This window comes from Methylocapsa aurea (genome assembly GCF_000746085.1).
Classification (GTDB): Bacteria; Pseudomonadota; Alphaproteobacteria; order Rhizobiales; family Beijerinckiaceae; genus Methylocapsa; species Methylocapsa aurea.
This window is the reverse complement of the sequence record NZ_JQKO01000004.1, coordinates 171,771-186,995: the sequence shown is the minus strand read 5'-3', so window position 1 is coordinate 186,995 and position 15,225 is coordinate 171,771. Positions and strand designations below refer to the sequence as shown.

The window sequence follows — 15,225 nt, the reverse complement described above, 5'->3', positions numbered from 1 at the left end:
CAGCGCCTGCGCGTTTCCGCCCGCCGCAGGCGCTGGGCGGCCAGGTCCTGGCGCGCTATCTATAGGGCGCGGCGAAAGCTCCGCCGCGCCGCGTTTTATTTCAATGCTCCAAATCCTTGATGCGCGGCAAGGTCTCGAACTGATGGAACGGCGGCGGGGACGATAGCGTCCATTCGAGCGTCGTTGCGCCGGGGCCCCACGGATTGTTTCCGGCGAGCAGCTTCTTGGCGAAGGCGTCATAGATCAGATAGAAGAACAAGACGAGGCCAATGCCGGAAATATAGGAGCCGTAAGAGGAAATCTGGTTCCACTGGGCGAAGGCGTCGGGATAGTCGATATAGCGGCGCGGCATTCCGGCTAGGCCGAGGAAGTGCTGCGGGAAGAAGGTGAGGTTCACGCCAATGAAAGTCACCCAGAACTGCGCTTTGGCGAGAGACTCATTGTACATGTAGCCGGTCATCTTCGGGAACCAGTAGTAGAAGCCGGCGAAGATCGCGAACACCGCCCCGACCGAAAGCACATAGTGGAAATGGGCCACCACGTAGTAGGTCTCGTGAAAGGCGCGATCGATGCCGGCATTGGCGAGCACGACGCCGGTCACGCCGCCGACCGTGAACACGAAGATGAAGCCGGTCGCCCAGAGCATTGGCGCGCGGAACGAGATCGAGCCGCCCCACATGGTCGCTATCCAAGAAAAGATCTTCACGCCGGTCGGCACCGCGATCACCATGGTCGCGAAGACGAAATAGCGCTGTGTGTCGAGGGACAGGCCGACCGTGTACATATGGTGGGCCCAGACCACGAGACCAACGATGCCGATCGCCACCATCGCGTAAGCCATGCCGAGATAGCCGAAGACGGGCTTGCGCGAAAAGGTCGAGATGATCTGGCTGATGATGCCGAAGGCCGGCAGGATCAGGATGTAGACTTCCGGATGGCCGAAGAACCAGAACAGATGCTGGAACAGGAGCGGATCGCCGCCGCCGGCGGGATCGAAGAAGGTCGTCCCGAAATTGCGATCGGTGAGGAGCATGGTGATGGCGCCGGCGAGCACCGGCAGGGTCAGCACCAGCAAGAAGGCGGTGACGAGGACCGACCATGCGAACAGCGGCATCTTGTGCAATGTCATGCCGGGGGCGCGCATGTTGAAGATCGTCGTGATGAAATTGATTGCGCCGAGGATCGAGGAGGCGCCGGCCAAATGGATCGAGAGGATCAGGAAGTCCATCGCCGGGCCAGGCGCGCCCGTATTGCCTGAATAGGGCGGATAGAGAACCCAGCCGCCGCCAAAGCCCATCATTCCCGGCGCGCCTTCTGCGAACATCGAGATCACGGCGAGGGTCAAGGAGGCTGGAAGCAGCCAGAACGAAATATTGTTCATCCGCGGGAAGGCCATGTCCGGCGCGCCGATCATGATCGGGACGAACCAATTGCCGAAGCCGCCGATGAGCGCCGGCATCACCATGAAAAAGATCATGATGAGGCCATGCGCCGTGATCATGACGTTGTAGAGGTTTTTCGCGGCGTCGACCGCCGTCTCTGGCGAAGCGGCGTTGATGATCTGGGCCAGATGATTGAAGATCTGGATGCCCGGCTCCTGCAGCTCCATCCGCATCAGGACCGACATGATGGCGCCGATGACGCCGGCGACAAGGGCGAAGATGATATAGAGCGTGCCGATGTCCTTGTGGTTGGTCGAAAGCAAATAGCGCCGCCAACCGGTCGGATGGGCATGTTCTTGATGGTCTAATGTGGTCGTCGCCAACGGGGATCTCCCTCGAACTCTGGTTTTGCCGTCGCCCCTGGAGCGCGCCGCGATTGCGGCAGGCTCCACAGTGTTTGATTATGATTCCATGCGATCGAGAGGCGCTCTAGCGCTGATCGACGGACTGCGCGCCGCTATCCGCGAGATGGATCGGCGCGGCGTTCGTCGAAGCAAATTTCTTGCTCGCCTCGACAAGCCACGCCGCGTATTTTTCAGGGCTCACGACGCGGACGGCGATTGGCATATAGGCATGGCCCTGGCCGCATATTTTTGAGCATTGGCCATAATAGACGCCTTCGCGCTCCGCCTTGAACCAGGTCTCGTTCATCCGTCCGGGAATCGCATCGATACGGATGCCAAAGGAGGGGACCGTGAACGAATGGATCACGTCAGCTGACGTCATCAGCACGCGCACGACCTTGCCGACCGGCACGACGGCCTCGTTGTCGACGGAAAGCAGGCGGATATCGCCCGGCTTCAGGTCCGACTCGGGTATCAGGTAGGAATCGAATTCGAATCCGCCGCCCTGATCTGCCGGATAGTTATAGGTCCAGTACCATTGCTTGCCGGTCACCTTGACGGTCAGATCCGGCTCCGGCACGATCACTTGGTGAGCGAGGAGGCGAAACGAGGGAATCGCGATCACGACGAGGATCATCACCGGGAGCACGGTCCAGATGACCTCGAGGGTGGAATGATGCGTCGTCCGCGACGGGACGGGATTGGCTTTTTCGTTGAACCGAAAAATGACATAGGCGAGGAGGCCCAGAACGAACAAGCTGATCATGACGATGATCGGCAACAAGATCCAATCATGGAAAAAATGCATCTCGTGCGCGATTGGCGTGACCGCTTCCTCGAAACCGATCTGGCCGGGTTCGGGGAAACCGTCCGCATGGGCCGAACCGGCGGCAAGCGCCGTCAGCCAAAGGCAGGCATGGAGGATGGGCGTGCGAAACGCGGGGCTGGGTCGCGCGGCTGTGCTGGCAAGTCTCATGAAAGTCGGTGCTCCGGTTGCACGGCTGACGCGCCGCGCCTACCATTTCCGTTTTGCCTCGTCTAGTGGCTGAGGGTACGGGTTCAAAACCACAAACGCTGATTGAGCGCAATGAGCCTGTAACGATTGCGGCTTGCGGCAAATACGCGCGACAAAGACGCGCCATTATGCGACTTTTCATAGCAGACTGTTTAGCCAGCGGCTCGGTCAGCTATTTTGCTGAGGCGAACGCCCAGCGCGTTGCTTGACAGGCGGAAGCGATTTGCTAGAGCATGATCGGCATTAGACCTCGGACTTGCTGACGAAGATCATTCGCAAAAACAAGTAAGTAAGGAGCGTGATCGATTCTCGCCGGAAGGATCGGGCGCAAAGGCGCGTTCCCGGCTGCGGGTCGCGCTGGATCGGCGAGGGCGCCCGAAAAAGGTGGGAGTTAGGGCTGGTCCGATGGGAAAAAGGCAGTCGCTTTTTAGGAGCCTGCTTTCGCGGTTCAATCTTCCTCTTTTTCGGCGCCTAAATTTTGGGATGCGAATGAACCCGCGGGCGCCCTTTGTTCTGGCGCGCAATTGACAAATTCAGTTGGAGGCCGGCCGTCGCTGGATCCTCCCTGCCTCTTCGGCGATGCGCCGCGCGCGATTCGCGTCGAGGCGAGAGCGTCGGCGCGCAAACTGAGAAAATTTAATATAAGGCAATAGGCGGACGTAAGATTCGCATTTCGGAGAGACCATGGCGCAGGCGATCGAGGCAATGAAAGCAAGGGTGGTCAAGCGGCTGTTCCGCTCGATGTTCATCGGCGTTTGGCTCATGGGCGGCGGGTGCGCGGCTTTTGGCCAGGGCGTGGTGAAAGCCAAGCATGGCGACTGGGAATTGCGCTGCGAGACGCCGCCCGGCGCCGCCCGGGAGCAATGCGCTCTCCTGCAAAGCGTCGCCGCGGAAGACAAACCAAACATCAATCTCGTCGTCATCGTCCTCAAGACTGCCGACGGGAAGAGCCGGCTCTTACGCGTCATCGCCCCGCTCGGCGTGCTGCTGCCGTCTGGCCTGGGGCTCAAAATAGACGACGTCGACGTTGGCCGGGCCGGTTTCGTGCGCTGCCTTCCGACCGGCTGCGTCGCCGAGGTCGTCATGGAAGAGAAATTGATCGAGCAGATGAAGAAAGGCCAGAGCGCGACCTTCATCATATTCCAGACGCCAGAAGAAGGCGTCGGCATTCCGCTCACTCTGGCCGGCTTCAAGGAAGGATTCGACGCGCTCCCTTGAGCGCGCCGCATCCCCTGCATCTGGCCTTTATTCGGCGGCGGCGCGCAGCGCGGTCGGCAACGCCGCGACGGTGGCGGCGAGGGCGGTTGCGACCTTGGTCAAAGCCGCGGCGACATCGGCGAATCGCTCCCCCTTGCTGACCGTCTGCTCGTCCATATACAGGGAGCGGCACACTTCGATCTGCATGGCGTGGCAATGGGCGGGCGGATTGCCATAATGTTCGGTGATAAAGCCGCCAGCGTAAGGCTTGTTGCGGCGGACGGAATAGCCGAGCCGGCGCAGCTCCTCTTCGACGACATTCACCAAAATCGCAGCGCAGCTCGTCCCATGACGGTCGCCGACAACGAAATCGGCCTTAGCCTTGGCGTCGAGGCCAACCAAGCGGATCGGATTGGGAAATCCGGCGCTGGCGAGCAGGGCGCCGGACGGCATCGAGTGGCAATCGACGAGAACAGCGAGGCCGAAATTTTGTTGCGCCCTGGCGAGCAGCCCGCTCAGGCGCGCGTGATAGGGCTTGTAGATTTTTTCGATCCGACCGAGCGCTTCTTCCACCGGCAGCTTGGCGGCGTAGATTTCTTGCGCCTGGCCGATGACGCGCGGGACGGTTCCAAGCCCCCCGGCGACTCGCATCGAACGCGTATTGACGAACGCGGGCAGCCGCCCCTCGAACATCCGCGGATCCAATTCATAAGGTTCGCGATTGAGATCGAGATAGGCGCGGGGAAACCGCGCCCGGATCAGCGGGGCCCCCAGAGCGCCGACGGCGCCGAATAAATCATCGACGAAAGCGTCTTCGGAGCGGCGCAGCGCCGCGACGTCGAGCCGTGCGCGTTCAAGGAAGCGGCGCGGATACACATTGCCCGAATGCGGCGACGAAAAAACCAGCGGGGAGCGGAGAAGGGCCGGCTCTAGAACCTCGAATGACGGGTCGAGCTCGGGTTCATGCGCCGCATCGAGCTTTCCGGATGCGCTCGCGGCGGACCCATTGGCGTGCGGCTCCGAAGTCATGAACTTAAATCTCCCTTGCGAAGCCGCAGCCTATGAAAATTGTGCAGCCTTCATCAATCTGTCAAGGATAACTCATCAATATCGCGGCGGGGCAAAAAGATCACAGCGAAACGGAAAAACTAAAGGCCAGCGCAATGACCGGCGATTTTCACCGGATTTTTACCAGCCCGGCCCTTTGATGGCGGCAGTTGCGAGGCGCCCCATGAACAATATGAACATTCCGACCCATTCCAAGATCCAGCTCGGCAAAATCCTGCTTGCCGAAGATGACAACGACATGCGCCGCTTTCTCGGCAAGGCGCTGCAGAACGCGGGCTTCAACGTTGCCTCGTTCGACAATGGTCTTTCCGCCTATCAAAGGCTGCGCGAGGAGCCTTTCGAATTGCTGCTGACCGATATCGTGATGCCCGAGATGGACGGAATCGAATTGGCCCGCCGGGCGACCGAACTCGACCCCGACATCAAGGTCATGTTCATCACCGGATTCGCTGCGGTCGCGCTGAATCCGGATAATAACGCTCCGCCGCAGGCTAAGATTCTCTCCAAGCCCTTTCATCTCAAGGACCTCGTCAATGAGGTGCAGCGCCTGCTCGGGGCCTGAGCTTCACTGACGCCCTGGCCTCGCTGGTTCAATTTGACGGTTTGAATTGGATCGCCAATCCGGCGGCCGTCAATGCGAGGGGCAGCACGTTGGCTCCTCGGTCGCCGCCGCGGTCGCGCCGCGCTTGATGTCCTTATAGGCCTTGAACGCCTTCAGGGCCCACATCTCGCCAACGCATCCGCCCATCGTTGACGCCACAGCGAGGAATTCGCCGACTTCCTTGTCGGTTACGCCTAATCTCACGGCTTGCTGCACGTAATATTTAAAGCATGGCTCGCAGCGCGCTGAAATGGCCCAAAGCATCGCCGCCAATGTCTTGTAGCGCGCCGGGACGGCGCCCTCCGCGAAAATCGCGTCCTGGCGCATCTGGTTGATATGTTTGGAGACGCCATTTGTGATCTGGCCAAATTCGGCCATCAGTTCCAAGGCTGGGTCGGTATCGGCAAGCGGCGCATTCATAGGATGGCCTCGTTCAGGATTATGGGCGCAGCGACGACGGATAACCTGCGTCCGTGGTCGCCTTGATGAGCGCGGCGGCATCGGCTCGGTCAGGGTCGAAGGTCACCGTCGCAGTTTTCTTATCGAAATCGATTCTTGCCTCGGCCACCCCCGGCGACTTTTCCAGCGCCTTTCGGACCGTGATCGGGCAGACTGGACAGGTCATGTTCTTCACATCGAGGGTGACGGTTCGCGGCGCGCCCGCAAACGCCGCGAGTGGCAGCAAGGCGAGGGAGGCGGCAAGCGAGGCGGATTGAACCTTTCGACGCACAAGGATCTCCCGTCAGTAGAACAGTGGCGCGAGCCATGGCGTGGCCAAGAGGCCGAAAAGCGGCGCGGCGACCGCCCAGAAGGTCAGACGCTGGCGTCCGAGCATACGCGAATCGGCGCAGGCAGCGCCTTGTCCGCAGACCTCGGCCGTGAGGTAGAGCTTGCGGAATGCCAAGCCGAGGAAGAGCAGCGTCAGACCGGCGAAGATCGGGCTGTAGGGCTCAAGGGCGGTCAGGTTCGCGATCCACGCTCCCCCGATGCCGAGCCCCAGCAACACCAGCGGCCCGACGCAGCAGAGCGAGGCGCCGATGGCGGCTAGGGCGCTGGCGGCCAGCGCTGTTTTCGCGTCAAGTCGCGCCATCTCAAAGACTCCAAAGCGATCTTACCCTTAGTCTAAACTCCGTAGTATGGTACGGGTTCAAGGGGAGAATTTATGCCGGATGAATTGAGCATCGGTCAGCTCGCCGCGGCCGCCGGGGTCAATGTCGAAACCATCCGCTATTATCAGCGGCGCGGCTTGCTCCACGAGCCAGCGAAGCCGTTTGGCGGTCAACGGCGCTATCCCGCCGCGGTGGCGAAGCGGGTCAGGTTCATCAGGCGGGCGCAGGCGCTCGGGTTCACGCTGGAGGAAATTTTCACCCTGCTTCGCCTCGACGGGGCGATCTGCTGCGCTGAAACGCGAAAACTGGCGGCGAGCAAACTTGGGCTCATCGAGACGAAGCTGACCAATCTCCAAAAAATGCGCGATGCGCTGGCCGAACTGACGCGCCAATGCGACGCCGGAAGGACAGACGAGCCGTGTCCAATCATTAACGTTCTTGCGCGCGACGATTGATGCGCGATTGCTGAAGGGCAAACTTCTATTTTGCCTTGGCGCTGCCGGCGCGGCACAATGGCGTGCGAATCCGTCAGCTCCTTCCATGAATGGGGAAATGCCTTGTTTTCCAATCGACCCGCTATGCGCCTTCCGATGACGCAAGCTTCCGCCGCGCGAGGATGCGCCGCGGGCTTGGCGCTTTGCCTGACGTTTCTGCCGGCCATGGCCGCGGCCGGCGGCTTCGAGGATTGCCTCGCCGGGCTGCGCGGGGCGGCCGGGGCGGCGGGCGTTGACGCCGCGACTTTCGATAAGGCGACGCGCGGGCTCCAGCCCAACCCCGAGGTGTTGGAATTCGCCAAGTCGCAACCTGAATTCAAGACGCCGATCTGGGATTATCTCGCCAGTCTCGTCGATGAGGAAAGGGTCAGCGACGGCCGCGCCATGATGGCGCGTTGGGGCCAAGCGCTCGCTTCGGCCCAAAGCCATTACGGGGTCGATCCGGCGACGATCACCGCAGTCTGGGGCGTCGAATCCGATTACGGCCGCGCGTTTGGGACCCGCCCGATCGTTCAATCGCTCGCCACGCTCTCCTGCGGTGGAACGCGGCAGGCCTATTTTCGCTCGGAATTCATCGCCGGCTTGAAGATCCTCCAGCACGGCGACATCGACCCGTCCCAATTCAACGGGTCCTGGGCGGGGGCGTTTGGCCATACCCAGTTCATGCCCTCGACCTTCTTGCGAATCGCCGTTGATCTTGACGGAGACGGCCGCAAGGATCTCATCAATTCCGTTCCCGATGCGCTAGGCTCGACCGCCGCCTATTTGCGCAAGGGCGGCTGGACGCCCGGCGCCGAATGGGGCTTCGAGGTCCGGCTGCCGGAGCATTATTCGGGTCCCTCCGGGCGCACCCGCAAGGAGCCGATGGCGGCCTGGGCGGCGCGGGGCCTGACCCGAATCGACGGCTCGGGCCTTGGCGGCGGCAGCGCCGGCTTGTTGCTCCCGGCGGGTGCCAACGGACCGGCCTTTCTCGTCACCCGCAATTTCGATGCGATCTATTCCTATAACGCCGCCGAATCCTATGCACTGGCGATCGCGCTTCTGTCAGATCGCCTGCGCGGACGCCAGGGGCTTGTGACGGCGTGGCCGACCAACGACCTCGGCCTGTCCCGCGCGGACCGGCGCGAATTGCAGACGCTGCTCATGCGCAGGGGCTATGATCTCGACGGCAAGGCCGATGGCGTGATCGGAACCAAGTCAAAGCAGGCGATAGCTGATTTTCAAGCCAAGGCGGGACTTGCGCCGAACGGACGCGCCAGCGCCTCGGTCCTTGCGGCCTTGCGGGGCAGGTGAGCCGGCAACGCCCGTCCCGCATCAAATCACATAAATCCGGTCAGGCAGTTCGTCCTGTTTGTCCCCCGGCGGAAAATGCTCGGCGAGCACGCCGCCGCATTTCTCGACCGCGATTGTGAATCCTTCCGCGATCTCTCCGTCCTGGATATTGGCGAGCAAGGCGTCCACCGCCTCCCGCCAGACGGAGTCGTCGACCTTGGCCGCGATTCCGTCATCGGCGATGATGCGGACATAATGTTCGGCGAGGGAGACGAAAATCAGAATGCTGGCGCGGTTTTCCTTGCGGGCCATGCCGCGGATCATGAATTGCTCCATCGCTGCGCGATGCGCCTGCGCCCGCCGGACCCCGCGCGGAACCAGGCGATGGCGCAGGGACGACCCGGACAGAACGAAGAAAAGCGCCGAGAAAACCAAAACCTGAATCAGAAAAATCCGCTGCGTGGAAAGCTGCGTGAAGGCGATGAGGAACCAGGGCGCAGCCAGGGCGGCCAGCGCCGACCAGGCGATCGCATAGGTCATGTAGTCGGAGGCCGCGCGGGCCACGACGCAGACGATTTCGCCGGATGTTTTCGCCTCGACCGCCTTGATCGCGGCGCCGATCCGGCGCTGGTCTTCGAAAGATAAAGTTTGCGTCATCACCAACCTCCAGAAGCGCCGCCGCCGCCCGACGACCCGCCGCCGCCGGAAAAGCCGCCGCCAGATCCGCCGCCCCAGCCGCCATCATCGCCCCAACCGCCGCGCCCCCCGCCGCGTCCCGAATTCATCAGCATCCCGAGCAGAAACGAGAGGAGATTGCTCCAAAACAGGCTGTCGCTTTGGGGCGGCGCCGTTCGGGGATCACCCCATCGGGAGCTCGAGGCCTGCTGGCCCCACCGCGAACCGGAGCTTGCCGGGGCCCCCCAACGCGAGGCGGCGCGCGGCGGGGCCCCGATTCGGGGCGCGCTCATGAGCATAAAGACAATCAGCAGGAACAGCGCAAAAACAATCCACGGCGTCCAATTGTCAAGCGTCGAGCCGTGGCGGTCGAGCCGGAGCTCCGGGCGTTTCTGCCATTCGGACGCATCGGTCGTCAGAACTGTGATCGCATCATCGACCCCGCGCTCGATTCCGCCGCCGAAATCGCCGGTCTTGAAGCGCGGCGTCATCGCATTTGTGATGATGATCTTCGACAAGGCGTCGGTCATCGTCCCTTCGAGGCCGTAGCCGACCTCGAAGCGCACCTTGCGCTGTTTCGGCGCGATGAGAAGAAGCAGGCCATTGTTCTTCTGCTTCTCGCCGAGCTTCCAGTTGCGAAACAGCGCATTGGCGTAGGGCTCGATCTCCTCGTCCTCGAGCGAATTGACCGTCGCCACGACGAATTGAATGCCGGATTTGGCTTCGAGCGCTTCCAGTTTGTCCGTAAGCGAGGCGCGAACAGCCTCTGGGATGATGCCGGCCTGATCGACGACGCGCCCGCTCAGCGGTGGAAAGCTGAGCGCGAGCGCGGCGGCGAAGGCGATCGCCGCGAAGAGCCCGGCCGCGAGGCTCCGCACGGCCGCCGGCCAGGCGCTCTGCGGGCGCCCACGCCCTTGGAGGATCGCCTTTGGCGGCGCGGCCGAAGTCCTGCGCGGCGCCGTCAAAATTTCACTTGCGGCGGGGTCTGCGCCGATTCATTGGCCGTGAAGGCCGCGAGCGGCTTATGGCCGAGGAATAAAGTCTTCGCCCAAAGGATGGTCGGGAAGGTTCTCAGCGCGGTATTAAACACCCGCGCCGCTTCAATATAGTCGCGCCGCGCGACGGCGATGCGGTTCTCGGTGCCCTCTAACTGCGATTGCAGGGCGAGGAAGTTCTGATTGGATTTCAGGTCCGGATAATTCTCGCTGACCGCCAGCAGGCGGCCGAGTGCGCCCGACAATTGCCCTTGGGCCTCCTGGAATTGTTTGAGTTTCTCGGGGTCGGTCAATTGCGAGGCGTCGATCTTGACCGACGTCGCCTTGGCGCGCGCCTCGATCACCGAGGTCAGCACCTCTTTCTCCTGCTTGGCGTAGCCCTGGACGGTCGCGACCAGATTGGGAATGAGATCAGCGCGCCGTTGATACTGGTTCTGGACGTCCGCCCACTTGGCTTTGGCCTCCTCCTCCAGCGTCGGGATCGTGTTATAGCCGCAGCCTGAAACGCCGATGCCGATGAGGACGAGAACAAGAAGCGCGCGCAACTGGCGCAGGGGGCTTTGCGAGGGCGGATAAATTTGCGAGGTGGAGGGAAGGGTCGCGGGCAAGGTCATGAGGGGCTCCGGAAATGAGCGCGGCGATGGGCCGGATGCGGGATTATAGGGCGCGGCCGAAGCCGGCGCCGGGATTTTTTGGCCGAAGGGGTTTGGCCGAAGAATTTGTTTTTGCGAGATTTGGCCGTCGCAGCGGCTGGCCTTGGGTCACCAGGATTTGACTGGCGCGAGACATTGGTTTCTCTACATTCACTCAAAATTATGACGCTTATGGCGACACTCTCTGCAATGGCGGCGCCTTCATGAATTTTTTTGATTTCTCCCTATTTCGCTCCATCTTTTTGCCGGGCGCCCAAGCTGCATCCTTGATCGTGGCCTGTTGCGCGCTCGCGGCCGAACCTTCCGGCACCGGCGCGATCAGTTACGTTGTAGAACTTTTCACGAGTCAAGGCTGTTCATCCTGCCCGCCGGCCGACCGATTGCTTGCGGGGATAGCGCGCCGGCCGGAGGTCGTCGCGGTCTCCTTCCCGGTCGATTACTGGGACTATATCGGCTGGAAGGATACGCTGGCCTCGCCCTTGTCTGCGGCCCGGCAAAAGGCCTATGCGGCGGCGCATGGGGAACATCACGTCTTTACGCCCGAGGCGGTGGTGAATGGGCTCGTCGGCGCGATCGGCAGCGATCGGGACGAGATCGATCAGGCGATCCAGACCACCAAGGGCCGCGATGGCGCGCTGACTTTGCCCACCCGCCTGTCGGTCGCCGATGGGCGTCTGTCGATCGAGGTCGAGGCTGGCGGGGGCGGTCCGGCCGGCGTGTTCCTGCTGCGCGTCTTGCGCGCGCGGACCGTGCGGATTGGCCACGGCGAGAATGCCGGCCGCAACGTGACCTACACGAATGTCGTCCGGGCGATCGACAAGCTCGGAGAGTGGACCGGCGCGAACAAGACATTCAACATGCCCGAAACGCGGGGCGACGACGAAGGCTATGTCGTTTTGGTGCAGCGCGGCACGCTGGAGCAGCCGGGCGTGATCCTCGGCGCCGCGAAAACAGCGGGCCTCTGAGCGACTCGACTCATTTGGAGTCCATGATCGCGGCTTTGCCAAGATCGCCGCTTTGCAAAGAAACCCGCGCGCGCGAATTTTGCCTGAATCAATCGCGTCAGACTCTTTTGCCAGTTCCGCTCACCCTCTATAAGCTTAAGCTCGGTTTCTCGGCTGGGCCGAAGCGGCTTGGCTTGAAGCCTGAGGATCGGATTCGTAGCTTCGAATCTGGAGCGCGCCGGTCGAATCGCTTACCCTCGATCGACATGGACGAAGTTCGAAATCAATGGGTTGGAAGCAGATCTCCAATGAAAAGGCCTTTCAACTTTTTTGGGATCTGCTTAGCTGACGAATCCTCTCCTTTTGGGTAAGGCGGCAGGCAAGGAGCATCCGAGCGTCATGATTTTCCGTTTTTCCCCAAGCGCGGCGGCTGTGTTCCCAAGCGCCGCGGTTGTGTTCCGAGGCGCCGCGGCTCTATTTGCAGCCCTCGTGGCCTTCGCCGCGCCCGACGCAAGTTTCGCTACGCCCGGCGATGCATCGGCGCAGATGGCGGGCGCGGCCGCGAAGGACCTGCACGCCGAGGCCGTCAAATCGAGCGACGACAGGGCGCATTGGCGCGTTGAAGCCCGGAGGAGCGATCACAAGAAGGAGGAGGCCAAGAAGGCCGATTCAAAGACCCAGGATTCGAAAAAATCCGACGCCAAAGGCGAGACAAAGGGCGCGGATCAAAAAAAGCCCGGCAAACCAATTCAGGTCGGCAATTATGGCGATTGGGGCGCCTATCTCGCGCAGAGCGGCAAGGATAAAACCTGTTACGCGCTGGCCAGTCCAAAGGACCGGGCGCCCGGAGGTCTGAATCGCGACCCGGCCTATGTGTTCATCTCGAACCGGCCCGGCGAAAACGTACGCAACGAAGTCTCGATCATCATGGGCTTCGCCCTGAAGGAGGGCGCGGACGGGCGCGCCGAAATCGGCGGATCGAGCTTCGATCTCGTCGCCAAGGGATCAAATGCCTGGATCAAGAATCCGGCCGAGGAATCCCAATTCATTGACGCCCTGAAAAAGGGCTCGAAGCTCATCGTCAAGGCGCCTTCGCAGAAAGGCCGCGTCACGACCGACACCTATTCGCTGTCCGGAATTTCGCAGGCCCTTGAAAGGGTCCAGAAGGATTGCCCGTAGGCCGCGCCGTGGAGGCATCGGTGGCATTTGGGGCATGCCCTGATCGAAAAGGGAGCGCTCCAAGCTGCGACCGGCCTGTTCAGGCGGAGCGTCGGGGCGCATATTAGGGATCTAAGCTCAGGAAGATGCGAAAAAACGCATCCCTCGGGAGGGAAGAAGATGTCGGACAAGATCTATCCTGTCGCCTCCGACTGGGCCGCGCGCGCCTATGTCGATGCGGCGAAATACAAGGAGCTCTATGGGCGTTCGATCGCCGATCCGGATCGGTTCTGGGCCGGCGAAGCCGCGCGCATCGATTGGATCAAGCCCTTCACCAAGGTCAAGAATGCGTCCTTTGGACCCGGCGAGGTCTCGATCAAATGGTTCGAGGACGGAACGACCAATGTCGCGCATAATTGCATCGATCGCCATCTTGCGGAGGCCGCTGATCGGACCGCGATCATCTGGGAGGGCGACGATCCGAGCCAATCAAAACATATCACCTACCGGCAATTGCATGAGGAGGTGTGCCGTCTCGCCAATGTGCTGAAGGCGCGGGGCGTGGCGAAGGGCGACACGGTCACGATCTACCTGCCGATGATTCCCGAAGCCGCCTACGCCATGCTCGCCTGCGCCCGGATCGGCGCTATTCATTCGGTGGTGTTTGGCGGCTTTTCCCCCGATTCGCTCGCCGGCCGCATCGAGGGGTGCCAATCCAAGGTTCTCATCACCGCGGATGAAGGCCTGCGCGGCGGCCGCAAGGTGCCGCTCAAGGCCAATGCCGATGCGGCGGTCAAGAAAAGCGGCGACGGCGTGACGACGGTTCTGGTCGTCCGGCGCACCGGCGGCCCGGTCGAATGGGTCGATGGGCGCGATGTCTGGTACGACGAGGCGGTCGCGAAGGCGCCGGCGCATTGCCCATGCGCCGAAATGAACGCCGAGGATCCGCTCTTTATCCTGTTCACCTCGGGCTCGACCGGCGCCCCCAAAGGCGTCGTTCACACCACCGCCGGCTATCTCGTCTACGCTTCGATGACGCATCAATATGTCTTCGATTATCATCCCGGCGACATTTATTGGTGCACCGCGGACGTCGGCTGGGTCACCGGACACAGCTATATCGTCTACGGTCCGCTCGCCAATGGCGCGACGACGCTGATGTTCGAGGGCGTCCCGACCTATCCAAGCCTGTCCCGCTTCTGGGAAGTGATCGACAAGCACCAGGTCAATATTTTCTACACCGCGCCGACCGCGATTCGGGCGTTGATGGGAGCTGGCGACGCGCCCGTCAAGGCGACCAGCCGCGCCTCCTTGAGGCTGCTCGGCTCGGTCGGCGAGCCGATCAACCCGGAAGCCTGGGAATGGTATTACCGGGTTGTAGGCGACAACCGCTGCCCGATCGTCGACACTTGGTGGCAAACCGAAACCGGCGGCATTCTGATCACCCCGCTGCCCGGGGCGACGGCCTTGAAGCCGGGCTCGGCGAGCCTGCCTTTCTTCGGCGTCAAGCCGGAGGTCGTCGGTCCCGACGGCGCCGTCCTTGAAGGCGCCTGCACCGGCAATCTGGTCCTCGCCGATTCCTGGCCGGGACAGATGCGCACGGTCTATGGGGACCATGCGCGTTTCGTGCAGACCTATTTTTCCGCCTATCCCGGCAAATATTTCACCGGCGATGGCTGCCGCCGGGACGAGGATGGCTATTACTGGATCACCGGCCGGGTCGACGACGTCATCAATGTGTCGGGACACCGGCTTGGCACCGCCGAAGTCGAGAGCTCCCTTGTCGCGCATGACAAGGTCTCGGAGGCCGCCGTCGTCGGCTATCCGCACGACCTCAAGGGTCAGGGCATTTATGCCTATGTCACGCTGATGGTCGGGATCGAGCCGAGCGAGGCGCTCCGCGCCGATCTCATCGCCTGGGTGCGCAAGGATATCGGAGCGATCGCATCGCCAGACGTCATTCACTTCGCTCCCGGCCTGCCGAAAACGCGGTCGGGCAAAATCATGCGCCGCATTCTGCGCAAGATCGCCGAACAGGAGTTCAGCGCGCTTGGCGATATTTCGACTTTGGCGGATCCGGCCGTGGTCGATGAACTCATACGCAACCGAATCGGGTGAGCGGCGTTTCAAATTGAGGCAGGAACGCCATAATTAAACCACAATTTAACCTAAGCGGGAGGTTTCTGCCCGGCTGAGCACAGCCCTTGGTATAGTCTGATCGAAGGCTCGGTCTAATCTTCGAGTCTATGTCGGTTCGT

The 15,225-nt window shown here is 61.8% G+C and carries 16 protein-coding genes; 7 read left to right on the top strand and 9 right to left on the bottom strand.

The annotated features are described in order from the left end of the window. Positions 1 to 100 precede the first annotated feature (100 nt). A complete protein-coding gene (gene ctaD, locus DL86_RS03970) occupies positions 101 to 1,765 on the bottom strand; it encodes a cytochrome c oxidase subunit I (RefSeq protein ID WP_036258365.1) in 1,665 nt (554 codons plus the stop codon). Between the two features lie 106 nt (positions 1,766 to 1,871). After that, a complete protein-coding gene (gene coxB / locus DL86_RS03965; protein WP_036258362.1) occupies positions 1,872 to 2,762 on the bottom strand; it encodes a cytochrome c oxidase subunit II in 891 nt (296 codons plus the stop codon). Positions 2,763 to 3,542: 780 nt separating this feature from the next. Between coxB and DL86_RS03960 the strand changes: the two genes are divergently transcribed. Further along, positions 3,543 to 4,019: an invasion associated locus B family protein gene (locus DL86_RS03960; protein ID WP_245276230.1), complete on the top strand. Its 477-nt coding sequence runs from the start codon at positions 3,543 to 3,545 to the stop codon at positions 4,017 to 4,019. Between the two features lie 27 nt (positions 4,020 to 4,046). Here DL86_RS03960 and DL86_RS03955 read toward each other — a convergent pair whose 3' ends face one another. Beyond that, positions 4,047 to 5,027: an N-formylglutamate amidohydrolase gene (locus DL86_RS03955; protein ID WP_036258360.1), complete on the bottom strand. Its 981-nt coding sequence runs from the start codon at positions 5,025 to 5,027 to the stop codon at positions 4,047 to 4,049. Positions 5,028 to 5,229: 202 nt separating this feature from the next. Between DL86_RS03955 and cpdR the strand changes: the two genes are divergently transcribed. Beyond that, positions 5,230 to 5,628, top strand: a complete 399-nt coding sequence (gene cpdR, locus DL86_RS03950; RefSeq protein ID WP_202899155.1) for a cell cycle two-component system response regulator CpdR — start codon at positions 5,230 to 5,232, stop codon at positions 5,626 to 5,628. A gap of 69 nt (positions 5,629 to 5,697) precedes the next feature. On the opposite strand, the gene DL86_RS03945 is transcribed toward cpdR, so the two are convergent. From DL86_RS03945 to DL86_RS20895, 3 genes are read right to left on the bottom strand one after another with little or no spacing between them, the layout of a single operon-like run. After that, positions 5,698 to 6,087 (bottom strand): carboxymuconolactone decarboxylase family protein, encoded by a 390-nt coding sequence (locus DL86_RS03945; RefSeq protein WP_051952633.1) that lies wholly within the window; start codon positions 6,085 to 6,087, stop codon positions 5,698 to 5,700. Positions 6,088 to 6,106: 19 nt separating this feature from the next. Beyond that, positions 6,107 to 6,397 (bottom strand): mercury resistance system periplasmic binding protein MerP, encoded by a 291-nt coding sequence (gene merP / locus DL86_RS20900; RefSeq protein WP_036258358.1) that lies wholly within the window; start codon positions 6,395 to 6,397, stop codon positions 6,107 to 6,109. A gap of 12 nt (positions 6,398 to 6,409) precedes the next feature. After that, the gene (locus tag DL86_RS20895; RefSeq protein WP_036258356.1) at positions 6,410 to 6,757 is read right to left on the bottom strand and encodes a mercuric transporter MerT family protein; all 348 of its coding nucleotides are present in this window, start codon (positions 6,755 to 6,757) and stop codon (positions 6,410 to 6,412) included. Positions 6,758 to 6,829: 72 nt separating this feature from the next. Between DL86_RS20895 and DL86_RS03930 the strand changes: the two genes are divergently transcribed. Together DL86_RS03930 and DL86_RS03925 are read left to right on the top strand one after the other, a co-directional pair. Further along, positions 6,830 to 7,231, top strand: a complete 402-nt coding sequence (locus DL86_RS03930; RefSeq protein WP_036258354.1) for a MerR family transcriptional regulator — start codon at positions 6,830 to 6,832, stop codon at positions 7,229 to 7,231. A 135-nt stretch (positions 7,232 to 7,366) separates the two neighbouring features. Next, a complete protein-coding gene (locus tag DL86_RS03925; protein ID WP_245276222.1) occupies positions 7,367 to 8,563 on the top strand; it encodes a lytic murein transglycosylase in 1,197 nt (398 codons plus the stop codon). Between the two features lie 21 nt (positions 8,564 to 8,584). Here DL86_RS03925 and DL86_RS03920 read toward each other — a convergent pair whose 3' ends face one another. The 3 genes from DL86_RS03920 to DL86_RS03910 all read right to left on the bottom strand — a co-directional run bounded on the left by DL86_RS03920 (position 8,585) and on the right by DL86_RS03910 (position 10,826). Continuing rightward, complete coding sequence (locus DL86_RS03920; protein WP_036258352.1) at positions 8,585 to 9,199, bottom strand: TPM domain-containing protein; 615 nt, start codon at positions 9,197 to 9,199, stop codon at positions 8,585 to 8,587. After that, entirely contained in the window at positions 9,199 to 10,095 is an 897-nt protein-coding gene (locus tag DL86_RS03915; RefSeq protein WP_245276221.1) for a TPM domain-containing protein, read from the bottom strand. Before DL86_RS03915 ends, DL86_RS03920 begins: the two co-directional genes overlap by 1 nt. Before the next feature lie 83 nt (positions 10,096 to 10,178). Continuing rightward, the gene (locus tag DL86_RS03910; protein ID WP_084572684.1) at positions 10,179 to 10,826 is read right to left on the bottom strand and encodes a LemA family protein; all 648 of its coding nucleotides are present in this window, start codon (positions 10,824 to 10,826) and stop codon (positions 10,179 to 10,181) included. 242 nt (positions 10,827 to 11,068) lie between these two features. On the opposite strand from DL86_RS03910, the gene DL86_RS03905 reads away from it, so the two are divergent. From DL86_RS03905 to acs, 3 genes are all read left to right on the top strand, one after another. Then, positions 11,069 to 11,830, top strand: a complete 762-nt coding sequence (locus DL86_RS03905) for a DUF1223 domain-containing protein (RefSeq protein WP_051952631.1) — start codon at positions 11,069 to 11,071, stop codon at positions 11,828 to 11,830. A gap of 378 nt (positions 11,831 to 12,208) precedes the next feature. After that, positions 12,209 to 12,988 (top strand): invasion associated locus B family protein, encoded by a 780-nt coding sequence (locus DL86_RS03895; protein WP_245276220.1) that lies wholly within the window; start codon positions 12,209 to 12,211, stop codon positions 12,986 to 12,988. Positions 12,989 to 13,147: 159 nt separating this feature from the next. Then, entirely contained in the window at positions 13,148 to 15,085 is a 1,938-nt protein-coding gene (gene acs / locus DL86_RS03890) for an acetate--CoA ligase (protein ID WP_036258617.1), read from the top strand. Positions 15,086 to 15,225 lie beyond the last annotated feature (140 nt).

Excerpts from the sequence above, each read along its gene's own strand:
- coxB (WP_036258362.1), bottom strand. The coding sequence starts at position 2,762 with ATGAGACTTGCCAGCACAGCCGCGCGACCCAGCCCCGCGTTTCGCACG.
- DL86_RS03960 (WP_245276230.1), top strand. The coding sequence starts at position 3,543 with ATGTTCATCGGCGTTTGGCTCATGGGCGGCGGGTGCGCGGCTTTTGGC.
- DL86_RS03955 (WP_036258360.1), bottom strand. The coding sequence starts at position 5,027 with ATGACTTCGGAGCCGCACGCCAATGGGTCCGCCGCGAGCGCATCCGGA.
- cpdR (WP_202899155.1), top strand. The coding sequence starts at position 5,230 with ATGAACAATATGAACATTCCGACCCATTCCAAGATCCAGCTCGGCAAA.
- DL86_RS03945 (WP_051952633.1), bottom strand. The coding sequence starts at position 6,087 with ATGAATGCGCCGCTTGCCGATACCGACCCAGCCTTGGAACTGATGGCC.
- DL86_RS20895 (WP_036258356.1), bottom strand. The coding sequence starts at position 6,757 with ATGGCGCGACTTGACGCGAAAACAGCGCTGGCCGCCAGCGCCCTAGCC.
- DL86_RS03930 (WP_036258354.1), top strand. The coding sequence starts at position 6,830 with ATGCCGGATGAATTGAGCATCGGTCAGCTCGCCGCGGCCGCCGGGGTC.
- DL86_RS03925 (WP_245276222.1), top strand. The coding sequence starts at position 7,367 with ATGACGCAAGCTTCCGCCGCGCGAGGATGCGCCGCGGGCTTGGCGCTT.
- DL86_RS03920 (WP_036258352.1), bottom strand. The coding sequence starts at position 9,199 with ATGACGCAAACTTTATCTTTCGAAGACCAGCGCCGGATCGGCGCCGCG.
- DL86_RS03910 (WP_084572684.1), bottom strand. The coding sequence starts at position 10,826 with ATGACCTTGCCCGCGACCCTTCCCTCCACCTCGCAAATTTATCCGCCC.
- DL86_RS03905 (WP_051952631.1), top strand. The coding sequence starts at position 11,069 with ATGAATTTTTTTGATTTCTCCCTATTTCGCTCCATCTTTTTGCCGGGC.
- DL86_RS03895 (WP_245276220.1), top strand. The coding sequence starts at position 12,209 with ATGATTTTCCGTTTTTCCCCAAGCGCGGCGGCTGTGTTCCCAAGCGCC.
- acs (WP_036258617.1), top strand. The coding sequence starts at position 13,148 with ATGTCGGACAAGATCTATCCTGTCGCCTCCGACTGGGCCGCGCGCGCC.